Annotated in this window: 14 protein-coding genes; 6 read left to right on the top strand and 8 right to left on the bottom strand. The window is 69.6% G+C overall.

Annotated features, from left to right (window positions below; genetic code table 11):
• Positions 1 to 51 precede the first annotated feature (51 nt).
• Together VFV19_08620 and VFV19_08615 are read left to right on the top strand one after the other, a co-directional pair.
• Positions 52 to 1,341, top strand: coding sequence for an amino acid permease (locus tag VFV19_08620; GenBank protein ID HEX4824362.1), 1,290 nt, complete (start codon positions 52 to 54; stop codon positions 1,339 to 1,341).
• Positions 1,338 to 2,429: a pyridoxal phosphate-dependent aminotransferase gene (locus tag VFV19_08615; protein ID HEX4824361.1), complete on the top strand. Its 1,092-nt coding sequence runs from the start codon at positions 1,338 to 1,340 to the stop codon at positions 2,427 to 2,429. The genes VFV19_08620 and VFV19_08615 overlap by 4 nt, the downstream gene beginning before the upstream one ends.
• On the opposite strand, the gene VFV19_08610 is transcribed toward VFV19_08615, so the two are convergent.
• The 7 genes from VFV19_08610 to VFV19_08580 all read right to left on the bottom strand — a co-directional run bounded on the left by VFV19_08610 (position 2,426) and on the right by VFV19_08580 (position 16,576).
• Complete coding sequence (locus VFV19_08610; GenBank protein ID HEX4824360.1) at positions 2,426 to 2,788, bottom strand: hypothetical protein; 363 nt, start codon at positions 2,786 to 2,788, stop codon at positions 2,426 to 2,428. The two genes, VFV19_08615 and VFV19_08610, sit on opposite strands and share 4 nt — an antisense overlap.
• 91 nt (positions 2,789 to 2,879) lie before the next feature.
• Positions 2,880 to 3,863 carry a HupE/UreJ family protein gene (locus VFV19_08605; protein HEX4824359.1) on the bottom strand — a complete coding sequence of 328 codons (984 nt, stop codon included), beginning with the start codon at positions 3,861 to 3,863 and terminating at the stop codon, positions 2,880 to 2,882.
• Positions 3,864 to 3,865: 2 nt separating this feature from the next.
• Positions 3,866 to 5,968, bottom strand: a complete 2,103-nt coding sequence (locus VFV19_08600; GenBank protein ID HEX4824358.1) for a prolyl oligopeptidase family serine peptidase — start codon at positions 5,966 to 5,968, stop codon at positions 3,866 to 3,868.
• Between the two features lie 59 nt (positions 5,969 to 6,027).
• Positions 6,028 to 7,620 carry a hypothetical protein gene (locus VFV19_08595; protein ID HEX4824357.1) on the bottom strand — a complete coding sequence of 531 codons (1,593 nt, stop codon included), beginning with the start codon at positions 7,618 to 7,620 and terminating at the stop codon, positions 6,028 to 6,030.
• Positions 7,621 to 7,624: 4 nt separating this feature from the next.
• Positions 7,625 to 9,598, bottom strand: coding sequence for an adenylate/guanylate cyclase domain-containing protein (locus tag VFV19_08590; protein ID HEX4824356.1), 1,974 nt, complete (start codon positions 9,596 to 9,598; stop codon positions 7,625 to 7,627).
• Positions 9,598 to 12,870 carry a FecR domain-containing protein gene (locus VFV19_08585; protein ID HEX4824355.1) on the bottom strand — a complete coding sequence of 1,091 codons (3,273 nt, stop codon included), beginning with the start codon at positions 12,868 to 12,870 and terminating at the stop codon, positions 9,598 to 9,600. Before VFV19_08585 ends, VFV19_08590 begins: the two co-directional genes overlap by 1 nt.
• A 160-nt stretch (positions 12,871 to 13,030) precedes the next feature.
• The gene (locus VFV19_08580; protein HEX4824354.1) at positions 13,031 to 16,576 is read right to left on the bottom strand and encodes a hypothetical protein; all 3,546 of its coding nucleotides are present in this window, start codon (positions 16,574 to 16,576) and stop codon (positions 13,031 to 13,033) included.
• Between the two features lie 191 nt (positions 16,577 to 16,767).
• On the opposite strand from VFV19_08580, the gene VFV19_08575 reads away from it, so the two are divergent.
• Entirely contained in the window at positions 16,768 to 17,604 is an 837-nt protein-coding gene (locus tag VFV19_08575; GenBank protein HEX4824353.1) for an MBL fold metallo-hydrolase, read from the top strand.
• On the opposite strand, the gene VFV19_08570 is transcribed toward VFV19_08575, so the two are convergent.
• Complete coding sequence (locus VFV19_08570) at positions 17,601 to 18,842, bottom strand: GAF domain-containing SpoIIE family protein phosphatase (protein ID HEX4824352.1); 1,242 nt, start codon at positions 18,840 to 18,842, stop codon at positions 17,601 to 17,603. The two genes, VFV19_08575 and VFV19_08570, sit on opposite strands and share 4 nt — an antisense overlap.
• A gap of 74 nt (positions 18,843 to 18,916) precedes the next feature.
• On the opposite strand from VFV19_08570, the gene VFV19_08565 reads away from it, so the two are divergent.
• Genes VFV19_08565 through VFV19_08555 form a run of 3 tightly spaced genes read left to right on the top strand, consistent with a single transcriptional unit; the run spans position 18,917 to position 21,295 of the window.
• Positions 18,917 to 19,543: a hypothetical protein gene (locus VFV19_08565; GenBank protein ID HEX4824351.1), complete on the top strand. Its 627-nt coding sequence runs from the start codon at positions 18,917 to 18,919 to the stop codon at positions 19,541 to 19,543.
• A gap of 19 nt (positions 19,544 to 19,562) precedes the next feature.
• Entirely contained in the window at positions 19,563 to 20,489 is a 927-nt protein-coding gene (locus VFV19_08560) for an alpha/beta fold hydrolase (protein ID HEX4824350.1), read from the top strand.
• Positions 20,486 to 21,295, top strand: a complete 810-nt coding sequence (locus VFV19_08555; protein HEX4824349.1) for a hypothetical protein — start codon at positions 20,486 to 20,488, stop codon at positions 21,293 to 21,295. Before VFV19_08560 ends, VFV19_08555 begins: the two co-directional genes overlap by 4 nt.
• The last annotated feature ends 3 nt before the right edge of the window (positions 21,296 to 21,298 follow it).

Below are 21,298 nucleotides of genomic sequence, written 5' to 3'. Positions count from 1 at the left end.
TCTCTCGGAAGATCGGGGAGTATAGCCGGAGGACGCGTATCCTTCGCCGCCATGGAGAGGGCGACCGCGAAGCTCGGCCTGCGCGACACGGCGCTGCTCGTCATGGGCGGGATCGTCGGTTCCGGGATCTTCATGAACCCCGCCGTCGTCGCGCGCGATGCGCCGTCGGCGGTCGCGGTGCTCGGCGCGTGGGTCCTGGGCGGACTCGTCGCGCTCGCCGGCGGCTTCATCTGGGCCGAGCTCGCCGCGCGCCGCCCCGGGATCGGCGGCCAGTACGGTTATCTGCGCGACGGCGTCCACCCGCTCGCCGGCTTCCTTTATGGATGGTCGAACCTCCTCGTCGTCCAGACCGGCGGGATGGCGGCGGTCGCCGTGACGTTCGCCATCTACACGCACGCGACCGTCGCCCTGCCGTGGGCGCCGAAGATCACCGCCGTGCTCACGCTCGCCGTCCTGACCGTGGTGAACCTCGCCGGCGTGCGGGCCGGGGGCGCGGTGCAGAGCGCCTTCATGGTCGCGAAGATCGTGGCGATCGGCGCGCTCGTCGTGTGCGGGCTCTTCCTGGCGGCGCCGAATCCGGTGGCCGCGGAGACGCTTGCGCGCCCGACCTTCCGGGCGTTCTTCGCGGCGATGATCGCGGTGATGTTCGCCTACGGCGGATGGGCGACCGCGACGTTCGTGTCGGGCGAGATCGAGGACCAGGCGCGAACGCTTCCGCGCGCGCTCCTCCTCGGCACGATCGGCGTCGTCGCGCTGTACCTCGGCGTGAACGCGGCGTGCCTGAAGACGCTCGGCGTGCAGGGCCTCGCGGCGAGCGCCGCGCCGGCGGTCGACGTCGTCGCCAAGGTCATCGGCTCCCACGCGGCGCGGGTCATCGCCGTCGTCGTGGCGATCTCCGCGTTCGGATTCCTCGCGCAGGGGATGCTCTCGTGCCCCCGCGTCTACTACGCCATGGCGAAGGATCGCCTCTTCTTCGAGCGCGTCGGGCGCGTGAACCCGAAGACCGGCGTGCCGGACGTCGCGATCGCGCTCCAGGGCCTCTTGACGATCATCACCGCGCTCTCGGGCTCCTACGACGAGCTCCTGAGCTGGGTCGTCACCGTCGACTTCGTGTTCCTGTCCGCAACCGCGGCGACGCTCTTCGTGTTTCGCGCCCGCGATCCCCGGCGGACCGCACCGGCGACGCCGCTCCAGCCGCTGACGACGGTCTTCTTCATCGTGCTCTGCCTCGCGGTCGTCGTGAGCACGTTCGTCGAGCACCCGCGGCAGTCCTGCTTCGGGTGGCTCCTCATCGGGGCCGGTGTGCCGGTCTACGGGCTGTGGAGGCGGAAGACGTCATGAGCGGATCGCGGGTCGTCGGCTCCGTCTACATGGACTGGGCCAAGCGAAAGCAGGTCGCCCCTCACACTCTCGCCGTGTCGGGGATCATGGGCCTGAGCTGGGACGAGCTGGGCGCGACCGAGGCCGACCTCGCGCTCGACGGGCTCGTGGGCTACGGCCACGGGCCGCTCCTCGAGGCATTTGCCGCGAAGTCGAAGGTCGGCCCCGAGCGGATCGTGCTCGCCTCCGGAACCTCGGGCGCGAACCACCTGGCGCTCGCCACGCTCCTCGCCGACGGCGGCGAGGTCGCGCTCGAGTCTCCGGTGTACGAGCCGGTCGAGAGCCTCGTCCGTTACCTCGGCGCACCCGTGCGGGCGTTTCCCCGCCGGCACGAGAACGGGTTTCGCATCGATCCCGACGACGTCGCGCGCGCGGTGACACCGCGCACGAAGGCGATCGTGCTCTCGAACCTCCACAACCCGTCGTCCGCGATGGTCGACGAGAAGACACTGCGCGCTCTCGGCGCGCTCGCGGATCGTGTGGGCGCCAAGGTCGTCGCCGACGAGGTCTACCTCGATGCCGCCTTCGAGGCGGCGGCGCCGTCCGTCGCCTCGCTCGGCGACGCCTACGTCGTGACGACGAGCCTCACCAAGGTGTACGGGCTCGGCGGCCTCCGCGCCGGCTGGATCGTCGCCGAGCCCGGGCTCGCGGAGCGGATGTGGTCGCTCAAGAACCTCTTCGGCGTCAACGAGGCCAACCCCGCGGAGCGGCTCGCCGTCGTCGCCTTGAAGAAGAGCGACGCGATCCTCGCGCGGACGCGGAGGATCCTCGACGCGAACCGCGCGGTGTGGGACGCGTTCCTCGCAGGGCGCCACGATCTCGAGGTCGAGCGGCTTCCCTACGGGACGACGTCGTTCCCGCGCGTTCTGTCCGGCTCCGCGGACCGGCTCTGCGAGATCCTCCGTGAGCGCTACGAGACGTCGCTCGTCCCCGGCCGGTTCTTCGGAGCCGGCGATCATGTGCGTCTCGGGCTATGCGGCGACCCCGGCCGCTTTCCCGCCGCGATCGAGCGCCTCGGCGCCGCGCTCGACGATCTGAAGCGAGGCTAGCTCGAGGACAGCTTCCGCCGGCACGCGACGACGGCCTCGCTCGTCGGCGGGGCCTCGTCTTCGGGCATCGCCCAGTCCCAGAGCACCTCGGCGACCAGCTCGCCCTCCGGCGATTCCTCGTCCCAGGCGAAGTTGTCGGACTCGAGGATCAGGCCTGCGACCGCCTGAAGATCGTCCGGGGAGAGCGCGCCCTCGATGTGGGCGTCGCACAGGCGGACCATCTCGCCGGACGTCAGCCTCACCGGGGCGTCGAGGTCGGTGACGAGGGAGGTGGCGGCGTCGCCGCTCTCGAGCGCGCGGCCCAGCCACGCGGCATCGATGTCGCCTTCGAAGAAGCTGCGGAGCTCGCTCTCCTTCATGCCGCGAATATAGCCTCGCTCCGGCGTCGAGGCGAGCGTGCGCGGGCGAACCCTGCTCCGCGCCGATTCCGTATTCGCGGTTTCGAAGGCGTCAGCTTCCCACCATCGCCGCGACCCGCTCGATGAGCCAGAACGCGCCGAGCGATCCGACGGCATAGGCGGGGATCGCCTCGGCGAAGCGCGGCCACGCGACGCCCAGCGCGCGCACGGCGCGCCCCGCGATCAAGACGACCGCCACGAACGCGAGCTGTCCGATCTCGACGCCGCCGTTGAAGCCGAGGAGCGCCGGCGGGATGTCGGCGTGCGGCAAGCCCACGACGGCGAGCCCGCTCGCGAAGCCGAACCCGTGAAGGAGGCCGAACGCGAACGCGACGACCCAGGGGTTGCGGATCGTGAAGCTCGTCTCGCCGCGCCGCGCGCGGACGATCTCGGGGCCGAGGAAGAGGATCGAGAGCGCGATCGCCGCCTCGAGCGGCGGCGCCGGGACGCGGACGCCGCCGATCGTCGCGATCGCCAGCGTGAGGCTGTGCGCGAGCGTGAAGCCCGTGATGGTCTTGGCGAGCCTCCACGGTGTGCGCACGAGGAAGACGAGCCCGAACACGAAGAGGAGGTGGTCCGGGCCGGTCAGGATGTGCCGGATCCCTTGCACGACGAAATCGCCGAGGGTTGCGAGGCGGCTCCGCGCGGCGGCGATCTCGATCCAGGGGCGGCCGGGATGGACGACCGCGGTCGTCGCCGTACCGTCGGTCCGCACGATGCGGACGATGACGTCGATCCCGGCGGCTTCGAGCCCGGGGAACGCGATGCGCCGGCCGTCGAACCCAGAGGCGCCGAGGTCGAGGTCGCGGCGTTCGACCCGGAGGCCGCCGGGCTCCGCGACGACGGCATCGTCGAGGGTGCGCAGGCCGGCCGGAAGCTCCAGCGCGACCGGAGCCGGCGTCCTCCACACGAGCGCGCCGCGCCCGGGCGAAGTCTGGCGGATCTCGAGGTACGCCGGACGCATCTCGTGCGCCGCGGCGGAAGCGGTGGCGAGCAGGACGAGCGTCGCGCCGAGCGGAAGGGCCCGGCGCGGCACGATCACACCTCGAGCGTCAGGTGGAGGAACGCCATGACGTCGGTGAATTCCTCGACCTGCTCCGAGAGCGGGGTCGCGACGCCGTGTCCGGCCGCGGCGGCGGTCCGGAGGAGGATCGGCGCATCGCTTCCCGACGCGGTCTGGAGCCTGGCGACCATCTTCTTGCTCTGCCAGGCGTCGACGCGCGGGTCGTTCTCGCCGGCGAGAAGGAGCACCGGCGGGTAGTGCGTCCCCTCGGTGACACGGTGGTACGGCGAGTACGCGAGGAGCGCCGTGAACAGCTCCGGATCCTCGACCGTGCCGAACTCGGTGACGTTGTACGCACCGTTCGGCGTGCCCTCGACGCGAAGCATGTCGTAGATCCCGACGAGGGAGACGACGGCGCCCGCGATCCCCGGGTGCTGGGTGATCATCGCGCCCATGAGGAGGCCGCCGTTGCTTCCGCCGAAGAGCGCCAGGCGCGAGGGCACGGTGTAACCCGCGTCCACGAGCGCGCGGGCCGACGCCGCGAAGTCGTCGAAGACGTTCTGCTTGCTCGCGAGACGCCCTTCGTGATGCCACCGCTCGCCGAACTCGCCGCCCCCGCGGATGTGCGCGACCGCGAAGACGCCGCCCCGCTCGATCCATGCGCTCATGCGTCCGCGAAACGCGGGGGTCTGGCAGACGCCGTACCCGCCGTAGCCGTGGAGGATCGTCGGGTTGCGTCCGTCGAGCACGAGCCCGCGCCGCCTCACGACGCTGATCGGGATCTCCGTTCCGTCGGGCGACACAGCGTGCTCGCGGACGACCTCGCAGTCTTCGAAGCCCGCGTGAGAGCGCGTGCCCAGTCCGGTCGCACGCGGAGCCTTCCCGTCCTTCGTGAACCGGTCCCAGGCGCTCGGCGACGTGAACGACTGGTGCGCGACGAGCACGTCCCCGCCAGGGAGGACGGCGAGGTTGTCCACCGCCGACAAGGGCGGTGTGGCGATGCCGCCCAGCGGCCGGCCATCCTGCGTGTAGACATGGATGCGGCTCGGGCCGCCGAGCTGGTACCGGACGTAGAGCCGGTCGTCGCCGACCCAGAGGCCGGCCTCCTTCGAGAAAGAGGCTTCGATCGCCTGCACGACCTCGGGAACGATCTCGATCGCGCCGGCGATCCGGTCGGCGGCGCGCGCGAGCGGGAGCTTCAGCACCTTTCCGCGCGGCGCCTCGGCGCGCGAGACGAAGTAGAGCGCATCCGAGCCCAGGCGCGCCGCGATGCATCGGTCGGCGTAACGCGTGATCGCTCGCCAGGCGCCGTCGACGCTCCGGAGCCAATGCTGGAACTCACCCCCGTCGCCGTTCTGCACGCTTGCCAGGACGACGCCGGAGCGTTCCACCTGGAGCTGGATCTCGGCGATCCGCGGGAGGTCGTGGCCGAGCTCGAACCGGTCGTCCGCCGGGTCGGTCCCGAGGGCATGAAAGTACACGTGGACGTGAAAGCCGAGCTCCTCGTCGGGGCGCTCGCCTGGCCTCGGGTAGCGGGTGTAGTAGAACCCGCGGCCGTCGGGCGCCCAGGCGAGGCTCCCTCCGGCCGTGCCGCCGTTCACGCGGGGGACGATCTCACCGGTGGGCCGTCCGTCGGCGTCGAGCAGATGGACATCTCCGGTCTCCGTGCCGGCGACGGACAACGACACCGCGATCGTCGTGCCGTCCGGAGAGGGAACGAACCAGTCGATCGACGTCCGCCCCGCGGCATCGCGCGCCGTCGGATCGAAGAGAACGCGCTCGCGAGAGGGATCCGCCTCGTCGTCCATGACGACGAGAATCGGCTGCTCGAGCGGCGGCTGGCGCTTGAGCGCGAACAGCGAGCGGCCTCCCACGGCGAGACCGCCGTAGGTCACGGGGCCCGAGATCGTCAGCTCCGCAATGCGCTCTCTGAGGGCCGCACGCCCCGGCCACGCGTCGAGATAGGCGCGGGTGTGCGCGTTCTGCGCCGAGGTCCACGCGCGAACGTCAGGATCGGAGGGCTGCTCGAGCCACCGGTACGGATCGGCGACCGCGACGCCGTGATAGGTGTCCGCTGCTTCGACTTTCGGCGTGGCCGGGAATGCCGCACGAGGACGGCCGGTGGGGGGTGAGGACAACGTCGATCTCCGGGAAGTGGCTGGCGGGATTTTATACGACGCATCGGGAGAACGGACCATCAAAGGTCGAGAATGGCGCGCGCGAGACTGCGGTGAGCGTGAAATTTTTTCACGTAGTCGGTCTCCCTCCGCCCCGCTTTCGCGCGAACGATCTCGAGCAGCGCCCTCCGGTCGCGCGCCGGCCATCGTTCGAGGCCGGGAAGAGCTGCGATCAGAGGAGCCCAGCGCCGGAGCCAATCGCGCTCGCTCGCGCTCCACCCGCGGAGTGAACCGAGCCCGAGCCTTGCCGCCGACGCCGAGGCCGCGGCCGTCGCGAACCCGATCCGGTCGATCGGCGTCACGACGACGCCCGATCGCGCACGGGGCGGCCAGTGAAGATGAGCGGTCGCGAGGCGTGCGAGCGTCGCGCGGGACGATCGATAGCCGGGACGCGCACGCCGGCGGGCCAGCTCGCGCGCCGCGAGGCGTGCGACCGCCGGGTCGCGCGGTCGGAATCCGGCGAGCGCGTAGAACCACCAGGCGCCCGAGTCGAGTCCCTCGTCGTTGCCGTGGCCGAGCTGGTACGGCTCGACGGAAAAGGCGGCGGTGCCGAAGACGTGATGCACGGCGGAGAGGAGACGGCCGAAGACGAACCCAGCTTCGGCGGACCGGAAGGTCGGGAAGGTGTTGTAGGACATCTCGGCATTGCCGAACAGAACGTCGATCTGGACGTATCCGATCGGAACGCCGTTCCGGAGCGTGAGCGCGCCGTAGACCGCCGGCAGGAAGAGCCGGAACGCCGGCGCGACACCGATCAGCGCGAAGGCGAGCCCGTCGCCGTCGTCGACGATCCGGACGTCACGCGGATCGCCGTGGGCGAAGGCGTCGAGATCGCGGGCGCGCGTGACCATCGCCTCGCGCGCCAGGTCGACGAGGCGGCGCGACTCGTGGGGTGAAGCGGTCCGCACACGCCGCGGAGGCTTCGCGATCGCGCGCGAGAGATCGGGGCGTCCGTGCGGCGGCGCGCTCGTGCGGAAGACGACGGGCGCCCCCCGCAGCTCCGCCTTGGTCCTCGACGGCGTTCCAGTCCCCGGCGAGAGCACGTACGCCGCGTCGATCGCGTCGTGCGTCGCCTCACGCACGCGAGGTCCGCCGGGAAGGGCCTCGACGTGCCGGAGGTAGAACTCGGCGTCGGTCTCGGTCGCTTGCCGCAAGCGCTCGATCGCCTCCCGAGGGCCGATCGCGGCGCGCCGGATCGCCTCCGCTTGAGCCTCGGGGAGGAGGACGGGCCACGCCGCGCTCAATCGCTCGTCGAACTCTCCTTCGGACCAGTCGAGCGTGAGATGCCCGGGGAATCGACGGGCGAGCCAGCGGGCGGTCGAGGCGAAGAAGCGGTAGCGGATCGCGGTGCCGGCGATGCCGGAATCCTCGAGGGATGGAGCGAGCCGCCGAAGATCCGCGCGCCGCTCGAAGCCCTCGAGAACGTCGCGAGCGGCCTCGAGGACCTGCCGATCGTCCGGGTAGGCGCGGATGAACGCGGCCGCCTCGTGGAGGCGCAGGACGTCGCGCGGCGTCGCGAGCTTGGCGCGAGCGAGCGCGCGCAGCGCTTCGAGCTTGCGAGCGGCGGCATCGGGGGAGAAGTCGAGCCTCAGCGACTCGAGGGTGCGGAGCATCGTCCTACTTCGACTCGATGACGACGACGCCGTCCCACGCTTCGGGTGGGTTCGCGGCGAGCCGCCCGGCGTACGCCGCGAAGAATTTCGACGCGTAGTCGCCGTCGATCGCCGAGAACCCCGCCTCGGCCTGTGCGAATCGGCCGGCGCGGAAATCCTCGAGGGCGGCGGCGAACGCCCCCAGGTGACCGTTCGCCGGCGGCTCGTCCTTCGTTCCGACGAGCTCGTGCAGCTCGACCGGTTCCGTGCGTCCGACGACCTTGACACGTCCGAGCGGGCGCGTGATGAACCGCCCATCGGTCGCGCGGAGCGCCTCGCCGCTCGCGAGCGCCAAGGTGCCGAACGCCTTGTTCAATCCTTCGATGCGTGAGGCCAGGTTGACCGCGTCGCCGATCGCCGTGTAGTCGAACCGCTGCGCGGAGCCGAGGTTGCCGACCAGCATCGGCCCCGTGTGGACGCCGATGCGCGTGACGAGCTGCGCGACCACCCCTTCGGATTTTTGCGCCCGCGCCAGCGCGAGCGCCGCGATGCACGCCTGGGTCGCGTGGTCCTCGCGCGGGATCGGCGCGCCCCAAATCGCGAAGACGGCGTCGCCGATGTACTTGATGAGCGTGCCGCCCGCGTCGAAGACGTGGGTCGTCGCCTCCGAGAAGTAGGCGTTTAGCATCGCCGCCACCTCGTGGGCACCCTTCCCCTCGGCGAGCGGCGTGAACCCCTTGATGTCGGTGAACATCGCCGTGCCGACGATCTCCTGCCCGCCGAGGTCGACGGCGTCCGGGTCCTCCGCGATCCGCTTGATCATCTCGGGCGAGAGGTAGAGACCGAATGCGCGCTTGATCTTCTCGCGCTCGCGCACGGTCGTGAGGTAGTACCAGATGAGCGAGAGCCCGTACGAGATCGGAAGCTGGATCGCAGAAGGAATGACGATCGGTACCCACAGCTCGTACCGGCTGAAGGCGACGTAGCCCATGACCCACGGAGCGAGGAGCATGGCCACGAAGGCGCCGCCGGCGGCGAGCGGCCGCAGATACATGAAGACCAGCGTGGAGAGAAGCGGCAGCAGGAGCAGCAGCGCCGTCTCGGCGCGCGAGTCCAAGAGTCGGATCTGGCGATGCTCGAGGAGATTCGCGGCGAGGGTGGCGTGGATTTCGACGCCGAAGGTCATCGAGCCGTGCGCGCCGCGATAGGGGGTCAAGAAGGAGTCCTTCGAGGCCCCGGCCAGGTCCGCGTCCCTCGAGGTCCCCACAAACACGATCTTGTCCTTGAAGAAGCCGGGCGGTAGGTACTGCTTCGGATCGAGCGCCTGGTAGATCGAGACGGTCTTGATCGATCGGGCGGGGCCGTAGTAGTCGAGAACCCTTCCGTTGTCGCTTCGCTGGCTCGGGTCGCCGGTTGCCAGCTCGTACGCGGCGAGCGCCAGGCCCGGCCGACCTTCGCGTGCCGTCCAGGCGTAGCGGAGGACGCCGTCGCTGTCGGTCGGGAGACCGACGTCGGCGATCGCCGCCGCCGCTTCTTTGAACGGCTCGTACGGTTCGTGGACCTGAACCTGCCGGAACTGCGGATCCTCGGTCGTCGACACCTCGACGCCGAGCACGCCGAACTTCGTGTCGGCGAGCGCGCTTCGGAGCGCCTCGTCGGCGTCCGGATCGGCGCTCGGGTCCTCGAAGATGACGTCGAAGGCGACGGCGCGTGCGCCCTCCGCCTTGAGCGTTCTCAAGAGCTCCGCGTGCTTGGCGCGCGGCCACGGGAGGGCTTGGTCGCGCCCGATCTCGGTGTACGAGTCGTCGTCGATGGCCACGACGCACACTTCGGGCGGCGGCGTGCGCGTGCCACGAAGGAGGAAGAGGTTGTCGAGGCCTCCGGCCTTCTCGAGGGTGGCCGACGGGGCCCAGTGAATCAAGAGAACCCCCAGCACGCCAGGGATGAGCGCGAGGAGGAGCCCCGACCGGGTCTTCCGAAGCCGCCGCTTCGGACGCATCAGAACTGGAAGTCGGCCTTCAGCACCACGCGCCGCGCCGGGATGACCTGCTCCTGGAGCGACTGCTGGTAGACGTCGAACTCACGATCGGTCAGGTTCGTCCCCTCGAGGGTCACGAGGCCGAGCCGATCGGGGAGCCGGTAGCCGATCGCCGCGTTCATCGTCCAGAAGCGCGGCGTGATCGTCGTGTAAACGGGGGTGACGAGGTCGTCGAACTGCTGGATCCGCTGCGCGTAGTACGTCGCGCCGACGACGGCGTAGAGTCCGAACGGCAGGAAGACCCGCGCCTCCGGATGGTACCGCTCGGTCTTCACGTAATTCTCGAAGAGGGCGAGCGGCGACAGCTGCGTCGTGTCGAACATCCGGTTCTCGAGCACGTATTCGAACGACGCCGTGACGCGCTTCCCGATGAGACCGTTCGCGTAGGCGGACACGAGCTCGACGTTCTCGTTGCGATGAACGAGGAGGGTGCCGGGGATGCCTGCGCAGCCCGAGAACGGATCCGGCGTCGGGCAGCTCGCCTCGGGGACGTCGAGGTCGCGATGGAGCCACGACCCGCCGAAGAAGATCTTCGAGATGAGCTGCTGGTCGAAGCCGATGCCGTAGTTCGTGGACTTCGTTCCGCCGACATCCTCGAAGAACTGGTTGAAGCCGGAGACCTGCGTCGGCTCGAGGGTCTGGAGCCGGCCGATGCTGGCGGCGAGGCGCGAGAAGATCGCGGCGCGGATCGTGGTGCCGCTCTTGAAGGTGGCGGAGGCGCCGACCTTCGGGCTGACGGCTGTGCCCTGGAACTTGACGTCGCTCTGGCCGATGAACGAGTCGCGCGGGGGCAGGAGCCCGACCGGCGAGTCGACGCTCTCGACGGCGAACCCGGCGACGACGTCGACCGGGCCCAGGCCGCGGAGCTTGGCGTAACCGTACGCGTTTGCGAACCGCTCGTCGGCCTTGGTCGTGGTGCCGGAGCTCGGCGTCGCCTCGAAGGTGCCGTCGAAGCCGCCGGCTCCCGCGATCCAGTTGACGTTCCCGGACCGATGGACGAGCTGCGCCTCGAGCTGCGGGCCGGAGAGCTTCGTCTCGGCCTGGATGCTCGAGCCGAGGAGCGTCCCCGTCTGATCGGTGCTGTTCCAGATCGCGGAGACGGCGAGGTCGGTCCCGCGGTGAATCTCGCGGTGCCACGCGAGGCCGAAGTTCAGCTCGTCGGTGTCGAAATGCTCGGGGAAGGGAAGGACCGGAATCTCCCGGAGCGGCAGGTCGCCATTCTTCCGGTTCGCGACGATCGCGCTCAGCTGGAGGGTGTCGCGTCCCGAGAGCGCTCCCTCGAAGAGGCCGGAGTAGACCGTGGTGTCCTGGTCGTTGTTGACACGGAAGCCGTCGTCCGAGACCTTCGAGACCGAGACCTCACCCGAGAACCGGTCGTTGTGGTAGGTGGCGGTGCCAGCGCCGCTCCAGTTGTCGCTCTTGTCGATCGAGAACAACGCCTCGGTCGCTGGGTCGTTCGGGAAGTACGAGCTGAGATTCGTATCGGTGTAGCCGTACGACCCGCTGACGTACCCCTGCGCACGGGGCCGGTCGAAGAGCGCCGTGTACTCGTTGAACTCGACGGCGCCGGTCTGTGAATCCGGGCGCACGGCGTTCACGCCGACCGGCTGGTAGATCCGCGCCTGAAGGGTTTCACTGAGGAACGACGAAGCGAAACCGGGAAGCGACTGGTAGTTGCCCGCGAGAAAGAGGTGGCTCGAATAGTTCGCCTGGTCCTCGTCGGCGCTGCGGCGCGCGGAGACCAAGCCGAGCTGCTCGAACCCGAGATCTTTGTAGATGCGCGCGAGGTCGGTCGAGCGAACGGCGGTGTCCTCGTCCAGGAGCAGCCGCGAGCGGTAGACCGCGCGCTGATCGTTCAGCTCCATCGACTTGTTCAGGTTCTCGAGCGCCTCGACCGGCCGGTTCTCCGACTGGAGGAGGATCGCGTCGTAGAGCCACGGCGTCGGATCGCGCGGGTCCAGGCTCTTGGCTGCCGCGAGCTCCTTGGACGCCGGCTTCGACTGGTAGTCCTCGTAGTACGCCTTGCCGAGGTACGAACGGTAGAGCGACTCCGCGGGGTCGAGCGTCGCGGCCGTCTGGAACTCTTCCTTGCCGGTGCCGAGGTGGCCGAGACGGAACTGGGCGATGCCGCGGCCCGCGTGGGCCAGCGGAAACGCGCCGTCGGCCGCGACGGCCTTGTCGAAGCTCGCCGCGGCATCTTTCGTTTGAAATTGCGCGAGCTGCACGAAGCCGAGCACGGTGAGCGCGCGGGCGTTCCCCGGCTGGCGCGAGACGGCGGCCTCCGCCGCCTTCCGTGCGCCGCTGCGATCGCCCATCGCGAGCCGGAGCTCGGCGACGCGCGCCTGCGCCTCGGCGCTCTGCGGGTCGGCCGCGGCGGCCTGCTCGGCGAGCTTCGCCGCGCGGTCGATGTCGAAATCGGCCTGCGCCACGTACGACCGGGCGAGGAGCGCCGACGGCGACTTCGGATCGGCGCCGACGGCCTGGTCGGCGAGCGAGCGAGCGCGGTCACGGTCGTCCGCCGCGAGGGCGACGACCGATGCGAGCGCGAGCGCGACGGGATTGTGGGGATCGGCCGCCTGGGCGTCCGCGATCGTCTTCTTCGCGGCGTCGACCTGGCCGCTCGACAGCTCGGTCGCCGCGCCCGCCAGCGGCGATCCCTTGAGGCGCTCCGCATCGGCCCCGCCGAGAACCGGCGGGAAGTAGAGCGACCACTGCACCGCGTCGCGCGGCTTGACGATGATCCGCTTCTGGGGGGCCTTGCCGGGTGCCGCGACCGCCTCTTCGCCCTTCGTCACGGTGACGGCGCCGAACTCGTTCGACGCCTCGACCGTTCCCTCGATCATCGTGACGACGGACGTCCCGTCGTCATCGACCGACACGGCGAACTCCGTGCCCTTGATCGCAGCAGTGACCGTGGGCGTCTGAACGCGGCCGAAGTCTTTCGGCGTGCGGGTCGTGAAGTAGCTCTGGCCCGAAAGGATCTTGACGATCCCGGTGCCGCCGCCGGACGGCGGAAGGATCTCGATCTCGCTCTTCTCGTTCATCCGATGGAGCGTCTGGTCGGAGTAGAGGATCGCCGCACGGCTCCCCGGTCCGGTGCGCACGCGGTCGTTCGCCTTCAACGGGTCCCCGTTCTTGGCGGCCGACCACGAGGCGCCCGAAGACGTCCTGGCTTCGACGGTGTTCTGGACCGCCGTGACCTTCGCGAGGCTTCCGTCGGCGGCGTGCGCCATAAACGTGGCGGAGGCTCCAAAAGCGAAGAGGGCGCAGAGCGCCCTCCGGCGGACCCAGAGACAATTCAAGCGTACCGAGACATCCATCGTTCCCCCCGGGGAGAGGCGGCGCCGCCCGCGTCTCGAGCGGCGCCGGTTCGTCCAAGCGTCAGCCGTGACTCTACTGAAGAACGAATCCGGTGACGTACTCCTTGCGTCCGGCGATGCGAATCGTGAGCGTGAACGTTCCCGTTCCGAGCAGCGACGTGCGCATGTTGTAGTTCCACTGCCCGCCCTGCAACGTGTTGTTGAAGCGGAAGAACGGATCGTTCGGGTTCGTGCCGCTGTCGGCATTCAAGTTGAGCAGGTGGATGTCGAGGGCGCCGCGCGTCGCCTCGGAGAGCCCCACGATCTCCGGAGGATCGACGGTCGCGTCGGTCAGGTTCGCGCCCCCGCAGAGCACGCGTAGCTTCATCGGTCTCGAGTTGCCCGCCGAGAACGCCTTCGACGGGAACGGCACGGCGTCGCCCACGGGAGCGAGCTTCGCCATCGGCGACGAGAGCCCGTCGAGCCCGTCGAAGTCACGCGTGTTCGCCGCCGGAACGCAGACGTCGGCGATGCCGATCGTCAGCGGGACGTTCATCGAGAACGGCGAGCCGTTGACGGTCCCCGTGAAGGCGAGGTTGAACGGATGGCTCGTGTCGCCCGGATGGCTCGCCGGCACGGTGATCTGGAACGGCACGGTGTTCGTTGCCGGGTGCAGCACGGGCGGCACGCAGTTGGTGGTCGGCTGCGTGCCGAGGACGGCGCCGTAGCTCGACGTTCCCGTGTTGATCGTGACGCCGACCGGGTTGTTGATCCCGTCCTGGGAGAGGTCGGCGACCGCCGCGGTCAACGTCGCGCTCGCGGAGGTGATGTTGACGGCCCCGGCGTTGACGACGTCGATGAGCAGGGTGGCCGACTCTCCCGGCTCGAGCATCCCGTCGTTCGACGTATCGCTGATGTGGACGGCGTACGGCGTGAGGTACGCATCGCCCAGCGTCTTCGTCGGGTCGGGAACCAGCCGCATGAAGGTGCCGGATGAGACGTGGGTCACGCCGCTCCCGCAGGTGCCGTTCGGACCGGGCAGGCTGTCCCCGCACGCGGAGACCGAGGTCGGCACCTCCGTGAAGAGAACTCCGCCCTGCCGGCAGATCGTGTTGGTGCCTCCCGGCGGGATCGTGGTCGACGTCGCTTCGATCTGGCAGACGGGCGCGGGAGGTGTCGTCGTCCCCTGTGGGACGCTGGCCGGGCACACCGCCGGCGAGGGCCAGCTCGGCGACGCGTTCGGGCAGACCCCCGCGACCGGTCCATACGACACATCCGCATTCGGGCACACGCCGGCGACCGGCCCGGGCGACGGATGCGGGTTCGAGCAGACTCCGGCGACCGGATGCGTCGGCGTCGTGTCGGGGCAGTAGCCGGCGACCGGGTGTGTCGGGTTCGGGTTCGGACACGACCCGCCGACCGGGCTCGCCGGGTTCGGGTTCGGGCAGTAGCCCGGCACGGGGTGCGTCGGGTTCGGGTTCGGGCAGACCGCGGGGATCGGCCCGCCGCCACCGCCGCCGTCGAGCGTCGTCAGGTCGTCGTGCTCGCACTGGCCGTGCTCGCACTCGTTGTCGTCCCTACCGCACGCGTGCCCGCAAGACCCGCAATTGTTCCGGTCGTTCTGAAGGTCGACGCAGTAGCCGTTGCAGAACGTGCGCCCGGCCGGACATTCGCCGACACAGGAGCCGCCGTTGCAGCACGTGCCGGCGCCGCAGGAGTTGCCGCAGGCGCCGCAATTGTCGCTGTCGTTCTTCGGGTCGACGCACTGACCGTTGCACCAGACCTGGCCCGCGGCGCAGACCGACGCGCACGTGCCGCCGTTGCAGCACGTTCCGGAGCCGCACGAGTTGCCGCAGGTGCCGCAGTTGGCGCTGTCGTCCTGGAGGTCGATGCACTGGCCGTTGCACCAGACGCGGCCCGCGGCGCAGACCGAGGCGCACGTGCCGCCGTTGCAGCAGGTGCCGTCGCCGCAGGCGTTGCCGCACGCGCCGCAGTTGGCGCTGTCGCTCTGGGGATCGACGCACTGACCGTTGCACCAGACCTGGCCCGCCGCGCACACCGACACGCAGGAGCCGCCGTTGCAGCACGTGCCGTCGCCGCAGGCGTTTCCACACGCGCCGCAGTTCGCGTTGTCGTGCTGGAAGTCGACGCACTGCCCGTTGCAGAACGTCTGGCCCGCGGCGCAGACCGAGGCGCACGTCCCGCCGTTGCAGCAGGTGCCGGCGCCGCAGGCGTTCCCGCACGCGCCGCAGTTGGCGTTGTCGTTCTGGAAGTCGGCGCAGGCGTCATGGCACCACGTCTTGCCCTGGGCGCACAGCGAGGCGCATCCCCCCGCCGAGCAGCAGGTACCCGCGCCGCAGTTCGTCGCGCACGCGCCGCAATCGTTGTTGTCGTTCTGGAGGTCGGCGCACTCGCCGTCGCCGCAGTAGCTGTCGCCCGAGCTGCAGATCGAGGCGCACGCCCCTCCGTTGCAGCAGGATCCGTCGCCGCAGAGGACGCCGCATGCGCCGCAATTGGTGCTGTCGCTCGACAGGTCGACGCACTGGCCGTTGCAGTAGGTCGTGCCTTCCGGGCAGAGCGAGGCGCACACGCCCTGGACGCAGCAGCTCCCGTCGCCGCAGACGTTGCCGCACGCGCCGCAATTCTGCGAATCCTGGAGGTACTCGACGCACGTGTCCCCGCAGCGGAGCTGGGGACTGCCGTCGGCATCCGCGGGGCAGCATCCCGGCGGGTACTCTTGCGTCAACGCGGTCACCGGAGAGTCGGACAAGTTCGACAGTGTTTCCTGCGAGCCGCCCGCCTGGGCCGTGCTCGTGACGCTGAAGACCGTCTTGGGCGGGCTGAAGAACGTGATCAGGCTCGAGGTCAGCGAGGACGCGGACACCGTCACGTCGGTCGCGAGGAGCGACCGGCCCGGGACGCCGAACGGTCCGCGGTTGACGCAGAAGCCGTCACCCGGCGCCGAGCAGTCGGCGTTCGTGACACACGCCTTGCGCGTCGTGCAATCGGTGCCTCGTACGACGTAGAACACGCTCGAGTTCGTGGGCGGCGTGTCGGTGAGTGTGGACAGATCGGTCGTGCCGATCGCGTTGACCGTCTGGACGACACCGTTCGCGCTGGTCGCGCGGTAAACGGTGAACGTTCCGGTTCCGCCGGTCCAGGTGAGAACCACCGTCCCGGCGACCGCGCCCTTCGCCACGTTGACCGTCTCCCCGTCGAGCAGGCACGCGTCGCTGCACGTTCCTGCCGACGTGTCCGGTCCGGCGGTCTGGCCGAAGCAGATGTCGTTGGCACAGCTGCCGCCCGTGTAGGAGTAGACGGTTTGATTCGTCGTCCAGGTCCACTTGGCTCCGACGCCAGTCGTCGAGCCCGGCGTGATGCTCGAGGTGAACCCGCCCGGACCGGCCGAAGGCCACGAGAACGTGTACGCGTCACCGACCGCTTTGCTCGTGACCTTGTTCTCGATCTTGACCGGGAACGATTGCAGCACGTTGAGATCGCACTGGCTCTCGGCGCCGTTCGCCGCTTGACCGTCGAGGTCGACGGTCTTCGTCGCCGCCACTGCCGGCCCCGCGACAAGCACCGCGGCCAGGAACCACGCACGTCGCGCCGAACCACCCGCCGACCACTTGCCGATCATGGAATCCCCCAACTGCGGCGAGTCTTCGCTGACCTTCGACTTCGCCACCCCGAAGTACAACCCAACGACCCGATCCACTGTAATTTACGGCACAAGGGTGATGATCGGTGATCTTTGTTAGCTATTTGACGTATTGGGATTCCGTTCAGCTCGACGAGTTGGTCTAGAATCCGCGAGCTTCCGAGGGCGAGATGTCAGCAAAGGACTACCGGCTGCGGTTCTGGGGGGTACGCGGCACCGTCGCGACGCCGGCGGCCGACAAGCTGCGCTACGGCGGGAACACGCCGTGCGCCGCCGTCGAGCTCGCCGAAGACGAGTACCTCGTCCTCGATTGCGGCACGGGAGTCCGGAATCTCGGGGTCGCGATCGCCAAGAAGCGCGCCGGGAAGGCGACCCGGATCAACATCTTCCTCTCCCATTACCACCTCGACCACGTCGAGGGGCTCTCCCTCTTCCAGCCGCTGTACGATGCCGCTAACACCGTTATATTTCATGGGTTTGCGGCCGACGGGCGGACCGTCCAGGACAACCTCGAGACGCTGATCGCGCCCCCCTATTTCCCGCTCCGCCTCGCCGGCGTCCCGGCGACGGTCAAGTTCCGCGACGTCGACGGCTCGACCTTCGACGTGGGAGACCTCCAGGTCGACTCGATGCCGCTGTCCCACCCGGACGGCTCGGTCGCCTACCGGCTGAGCCACGGCAGCCGGCGGATCATCTTCGCCACCGACCACGAATATGGCGATGCAGCAGTCGACGGCGCCCTGGCGGAGTTCTCCCGAGGCGCCGACCACCTCATCTACGACGCGACCTATATGCCCGCCGAGTACGACACCCTGCGGAAGGGCTGGGGCCACAGCACCTGGTTCGCCGCGGTGCAGGCCGCCCGCGCGGCGGGGGTCTCCCGGCTCGTCCTCTTCCACCACCACCCCGAGCACACCGACGACCAGCTCGACGAGATCCAGCGGATCACGAGGTCGGAGCTCCCCACGGCGTGCGTCGCGCGGGAGGGGATGGAGCTGGCGTTCTAGGGTTTCCGGCGCAGGACGACGAGCGTCATGTCGTCTTTCTGGGGGGCGCCGGCGGCGAACGCGTCGACCTCGCGCACGACCAGATCGAGCAGCTCCCTGGCGGTCGAGCCGCGATGGGCGCGGAAGAGATCGACGACGCGATCCTCCCCGAACATCTCGTCCGCGGCGTTCTCGTATTCGAAGATCCCGTCCGTGATCGCCGCGAAGACGTCGCCGGCCTCGATCGGCGCCACGCGCGGAGGCTTCAGGCGCATGATCGGCATCATCCCCATCGGCAGGGTGGTCGCGGTCTCGAGCGTCGCCTCCCCGCGCGCCGCGTGGAAGTGGAGGAGCGGCCCCTGCCCGCCGGAGTGGTACGACAGCTCGTGGCGCTCGGTATCGAGGATGCCGAGGAAACCGGTCACGAAGCGGTTCGAGGAGAGGTCGTCCGAGAGCTGATCGTTGATGTGGCGGAAGGCGTCGTCGAGGCCGGCGCCGAGGCGCACCGCGATCCGCAGCATGGCACGCACCTGCGTCACCGAGAGCGCCGGCCCGATCCCGTGGCCGGTCGCGTCACCGAGGAGGAGGATGACGCGCCCTCCGGTCTCGATCACGTCGAAGATATCGCCGCCCGTCTGATCGGCTGCGCGGCTCCAGCCGGCGACCTCGTACGCGGCGAGCTCGGGCATGACGCGCGGGAGCACGCGCGTCTGGATGTCCTTCGCGACCTCGAGCTCGCGCTCGAGCCGCTGCTTGGCGAGGAGATCCTCCAGCAGCTTCATGCGCTGGATCGCCACCGCGCACTGGGCCGCGAGCGCGGTCGCCACCGCGACGTCGTCCTCGCCGAACGTCCCGTCGCGCTTGTTCAGGACCTGGAGGACGCCGACGAGCGCGTCGTCGTGGCCGACGAGGGGGATCGTGAGGATGCATCGCGTGCGATAGCCGGTGGCGCGGTCGACGTCGGGGTTGAAGCGCGGATCGGCATAGGCGTCGTTGACGACCACGACGGCGCGCGTCCTCACGCACTCACCGGCGAAGCCGCGGTTCGCCGGGACGCGCAGCTCGCCCGACCCGGTCGCCACGCGGGAGACGAGCACGTCGGCCGCCGCGTCGTAGAGGAAGACGCTCCCACGATCGGCATCGAGGATCGAGAGCGCCGCCTGGACGATCGTCCCCAGGAGATCGTTGAGCTCGAGCGGCTCGGCGAGCCGGCGGGTGATCTCGAGGACTCTCTCGAGGATGTCGGCGCGGTCTCTCATGCGTCCTTGTGGGCGCATTCTAGCGGTATTCGCACATTCCTTGCCCGTGAGCGTCCCGTCGCTAGATTCTGGGTGTGAGAACTTTCCTCGCCGGAGCCGTTCTGGCCGCCGCGGCATCGCTCGCGGCGTACGCCGGCGACGCTGCGACCGCCTCCCCCGACGAGACCTACCAGTGCAAAGACGCGTCGGGAGCGATCGTCCTTCAGAACGATCCTTGCGACATGGCGCCTGCCCGGAAGAAGAAGGTGGCCGAACCGGCGGCGCCTCCCGAAGCGAAGGTGAAACCGAAAGTGACGGCCAAGGCGGCGGCGCCGGTCCGCCCGAAGGCGATGCCGGCCTCCTTCACCCCGCCTCCTGTGCCGCGCGCGACGTCCTCATCCCTCGGCAAGCCGATCCGCCCGGTGATCAATCCTTCGGTCTTCACCTCCGACCCGCGCTGGGGGTCGCCCGAGCGCACGCTCAAGACGTTCGTCGGCGCGATGAAGGGAGGCGACCGCGCGCTCGCGCAGCAGTGCCTCGCCGCGGGGACCGCGGGCGACCTCGATCGGATGCGCGACATGGTCGAAGCCTTCAGTGGGTACGTGCTCGAGGGTGAGGTCGGCTCCTACTGGTCGATCCGCGCACTCCGCGCGAGGACACGGCCGAAGTGGATCTTCTTCACACGCGCCGCGGACGGGACGTGGAGGATCGCCGCTCTCTGACTTCGCTTACGATGGCGGCATGACACCCCTCATCGCCGCCGCCGTGATCGTGATGGCAGCCGGGGCGCATCAGGTCACGATCAACGGCGTGCCGATCGCCTACCACGTCTACGGCAAGGGCCCGGTCGTCATCGCTCACGCCGGAGGCCCGGGCGCGCAGTGGGACATCCTCCGGATGCGCGCGGTCGAGGAGTTCGCGACGGTCGTCTACATCGAGCCGGTCGGCACGGGCGCGTCGGGGCGTCTCGACGATCCGAACGGTTACACGATCGATCGCTACGTCAAGGACGTCGAGGGCCTCCGCGCGGTCCTCGGCATCGACCGCTTCGTCCTCTTGGGGCACAGCCACGGCGGCTTCGTCGCGCAGGCGTACGCGCTCGCCTACCCGGAACGGTTGCGCGGTCTCATCCTCTACGACACGTCGCCGACCACGGGACCGGTCTGGCAGCGCGACGTCGAGGCGAACCTCGCGTGGTTCCAGGACGAGCCGTGGTTCGCCGAAGCGAAGGCCGCGCTGGCCGCCGAGACGACGGCCAAGGACGACGACGAGATGACGGCGGTCTTCCGCCGCGAGATGCCCCTCTACTTCGCCGATTGGACCGGACACGCCGTGCGCTACGAGCCGTATCGCGCCGCCGTGCGGTTCGCGGTCGCGCCGGGCCGGGCCGGGACCGACCCGAGCGCTCCCGGCCAGGTCGGGGTCGCACCGGTCTTCGACGTGGTGAAGCGTCTCGGCGAGATCAAGGTGCCGACGCTCATCCTCTCGGGCACGAAGGACTTCGTCTGCTCGGCGCGATTCGGCCGCGTGCTCCACGAGGGAATCCACGACTCGCGCCTCGTCCTCCTCTCCCGGAGCGGTCACATGGGCCACATCGAGGAGCCCCAGGCGTTCGCCGCCGCCGTGCGCGAGTACCTCGTCGAGATCGCGCGCCCGCGGACCCCATGACCGATTTCATCAACAGTCCCAAGAACCCGCCCCCGAAGAGCGAGCTCGACCGGGTCCTGCGCCGCTTCGCTCGGCTCAGCTACCACGGGTTCGTCGTCCTCGTGCTCCTCACCATGGCCTCGGCGCTGGCCTTCGCCCTCGTGCCGGCGGTGGCGCTCGTCCAAGCGGTGCTTGCGTGGAGCGCGCCGTGGAGCTTCTGGGCGAGAGCCGCGGTGATCGCGGCGAGCCTTCCCGCCGGGTTCTTCGCGTTCGGGTTCAGTCTCCTCGCGGTCGTCCCGATCTACAACCGGCTCCTTCCCACGCGCGTGAAGCCGTTCCGCGGCGGTTACTACACGATCCACGCCGTGCCGTGGGTGCTCCACAACGCGCTCTTCTACGTCGTGCGCTACACGTTCCTGCCGTGGGTCACGCTGACGCCGTTCGGGATCTGGTTCTTGAAGGCGATGGGGATGAAGATCGGGAGGCACTCGTTCATCAATACCGAGCTGATCTCGGACCCCGGCCTCATCACGCTCGGCGACGACGTCACGCTCGGCGGCAGCGTTCGGATCTTCGCCCACTACGGCGGCGGAGGGAACCTCGTCATCGCGCCGGTCGTCATCGGAGACCGAGCGACGGTCGGCATCGCGGCGACGATCATGGGCGACGTCACGATCGGGGCGGGCGCGGTCGTCCTCGCGCACGCCGCGGTCCTTCCGGGCTCGCGCATCGGTCCGGGCGAGACCTGGGGCGGCGTTCCCGCCCGGCACATCCCGCGGGAAGAGATGGAAAAGCTCCGGGCCGTCACGCGCTCTTTCGACGCGTGATCG

Source organism: Candidatus Polarisedimenticolaceae bacterium, from assembly GCA_036275915.1.
Lineage (GTDB): Bacteria > Acidobacteriota > Polarisedimenticolia > Polarisedimenticolales > DASRJG01 > DASRJG01.
Note: the sequence above shows the minus strand (reverse complement) of the source record. Positions and strands in the feature narration are given on the sequence as shown.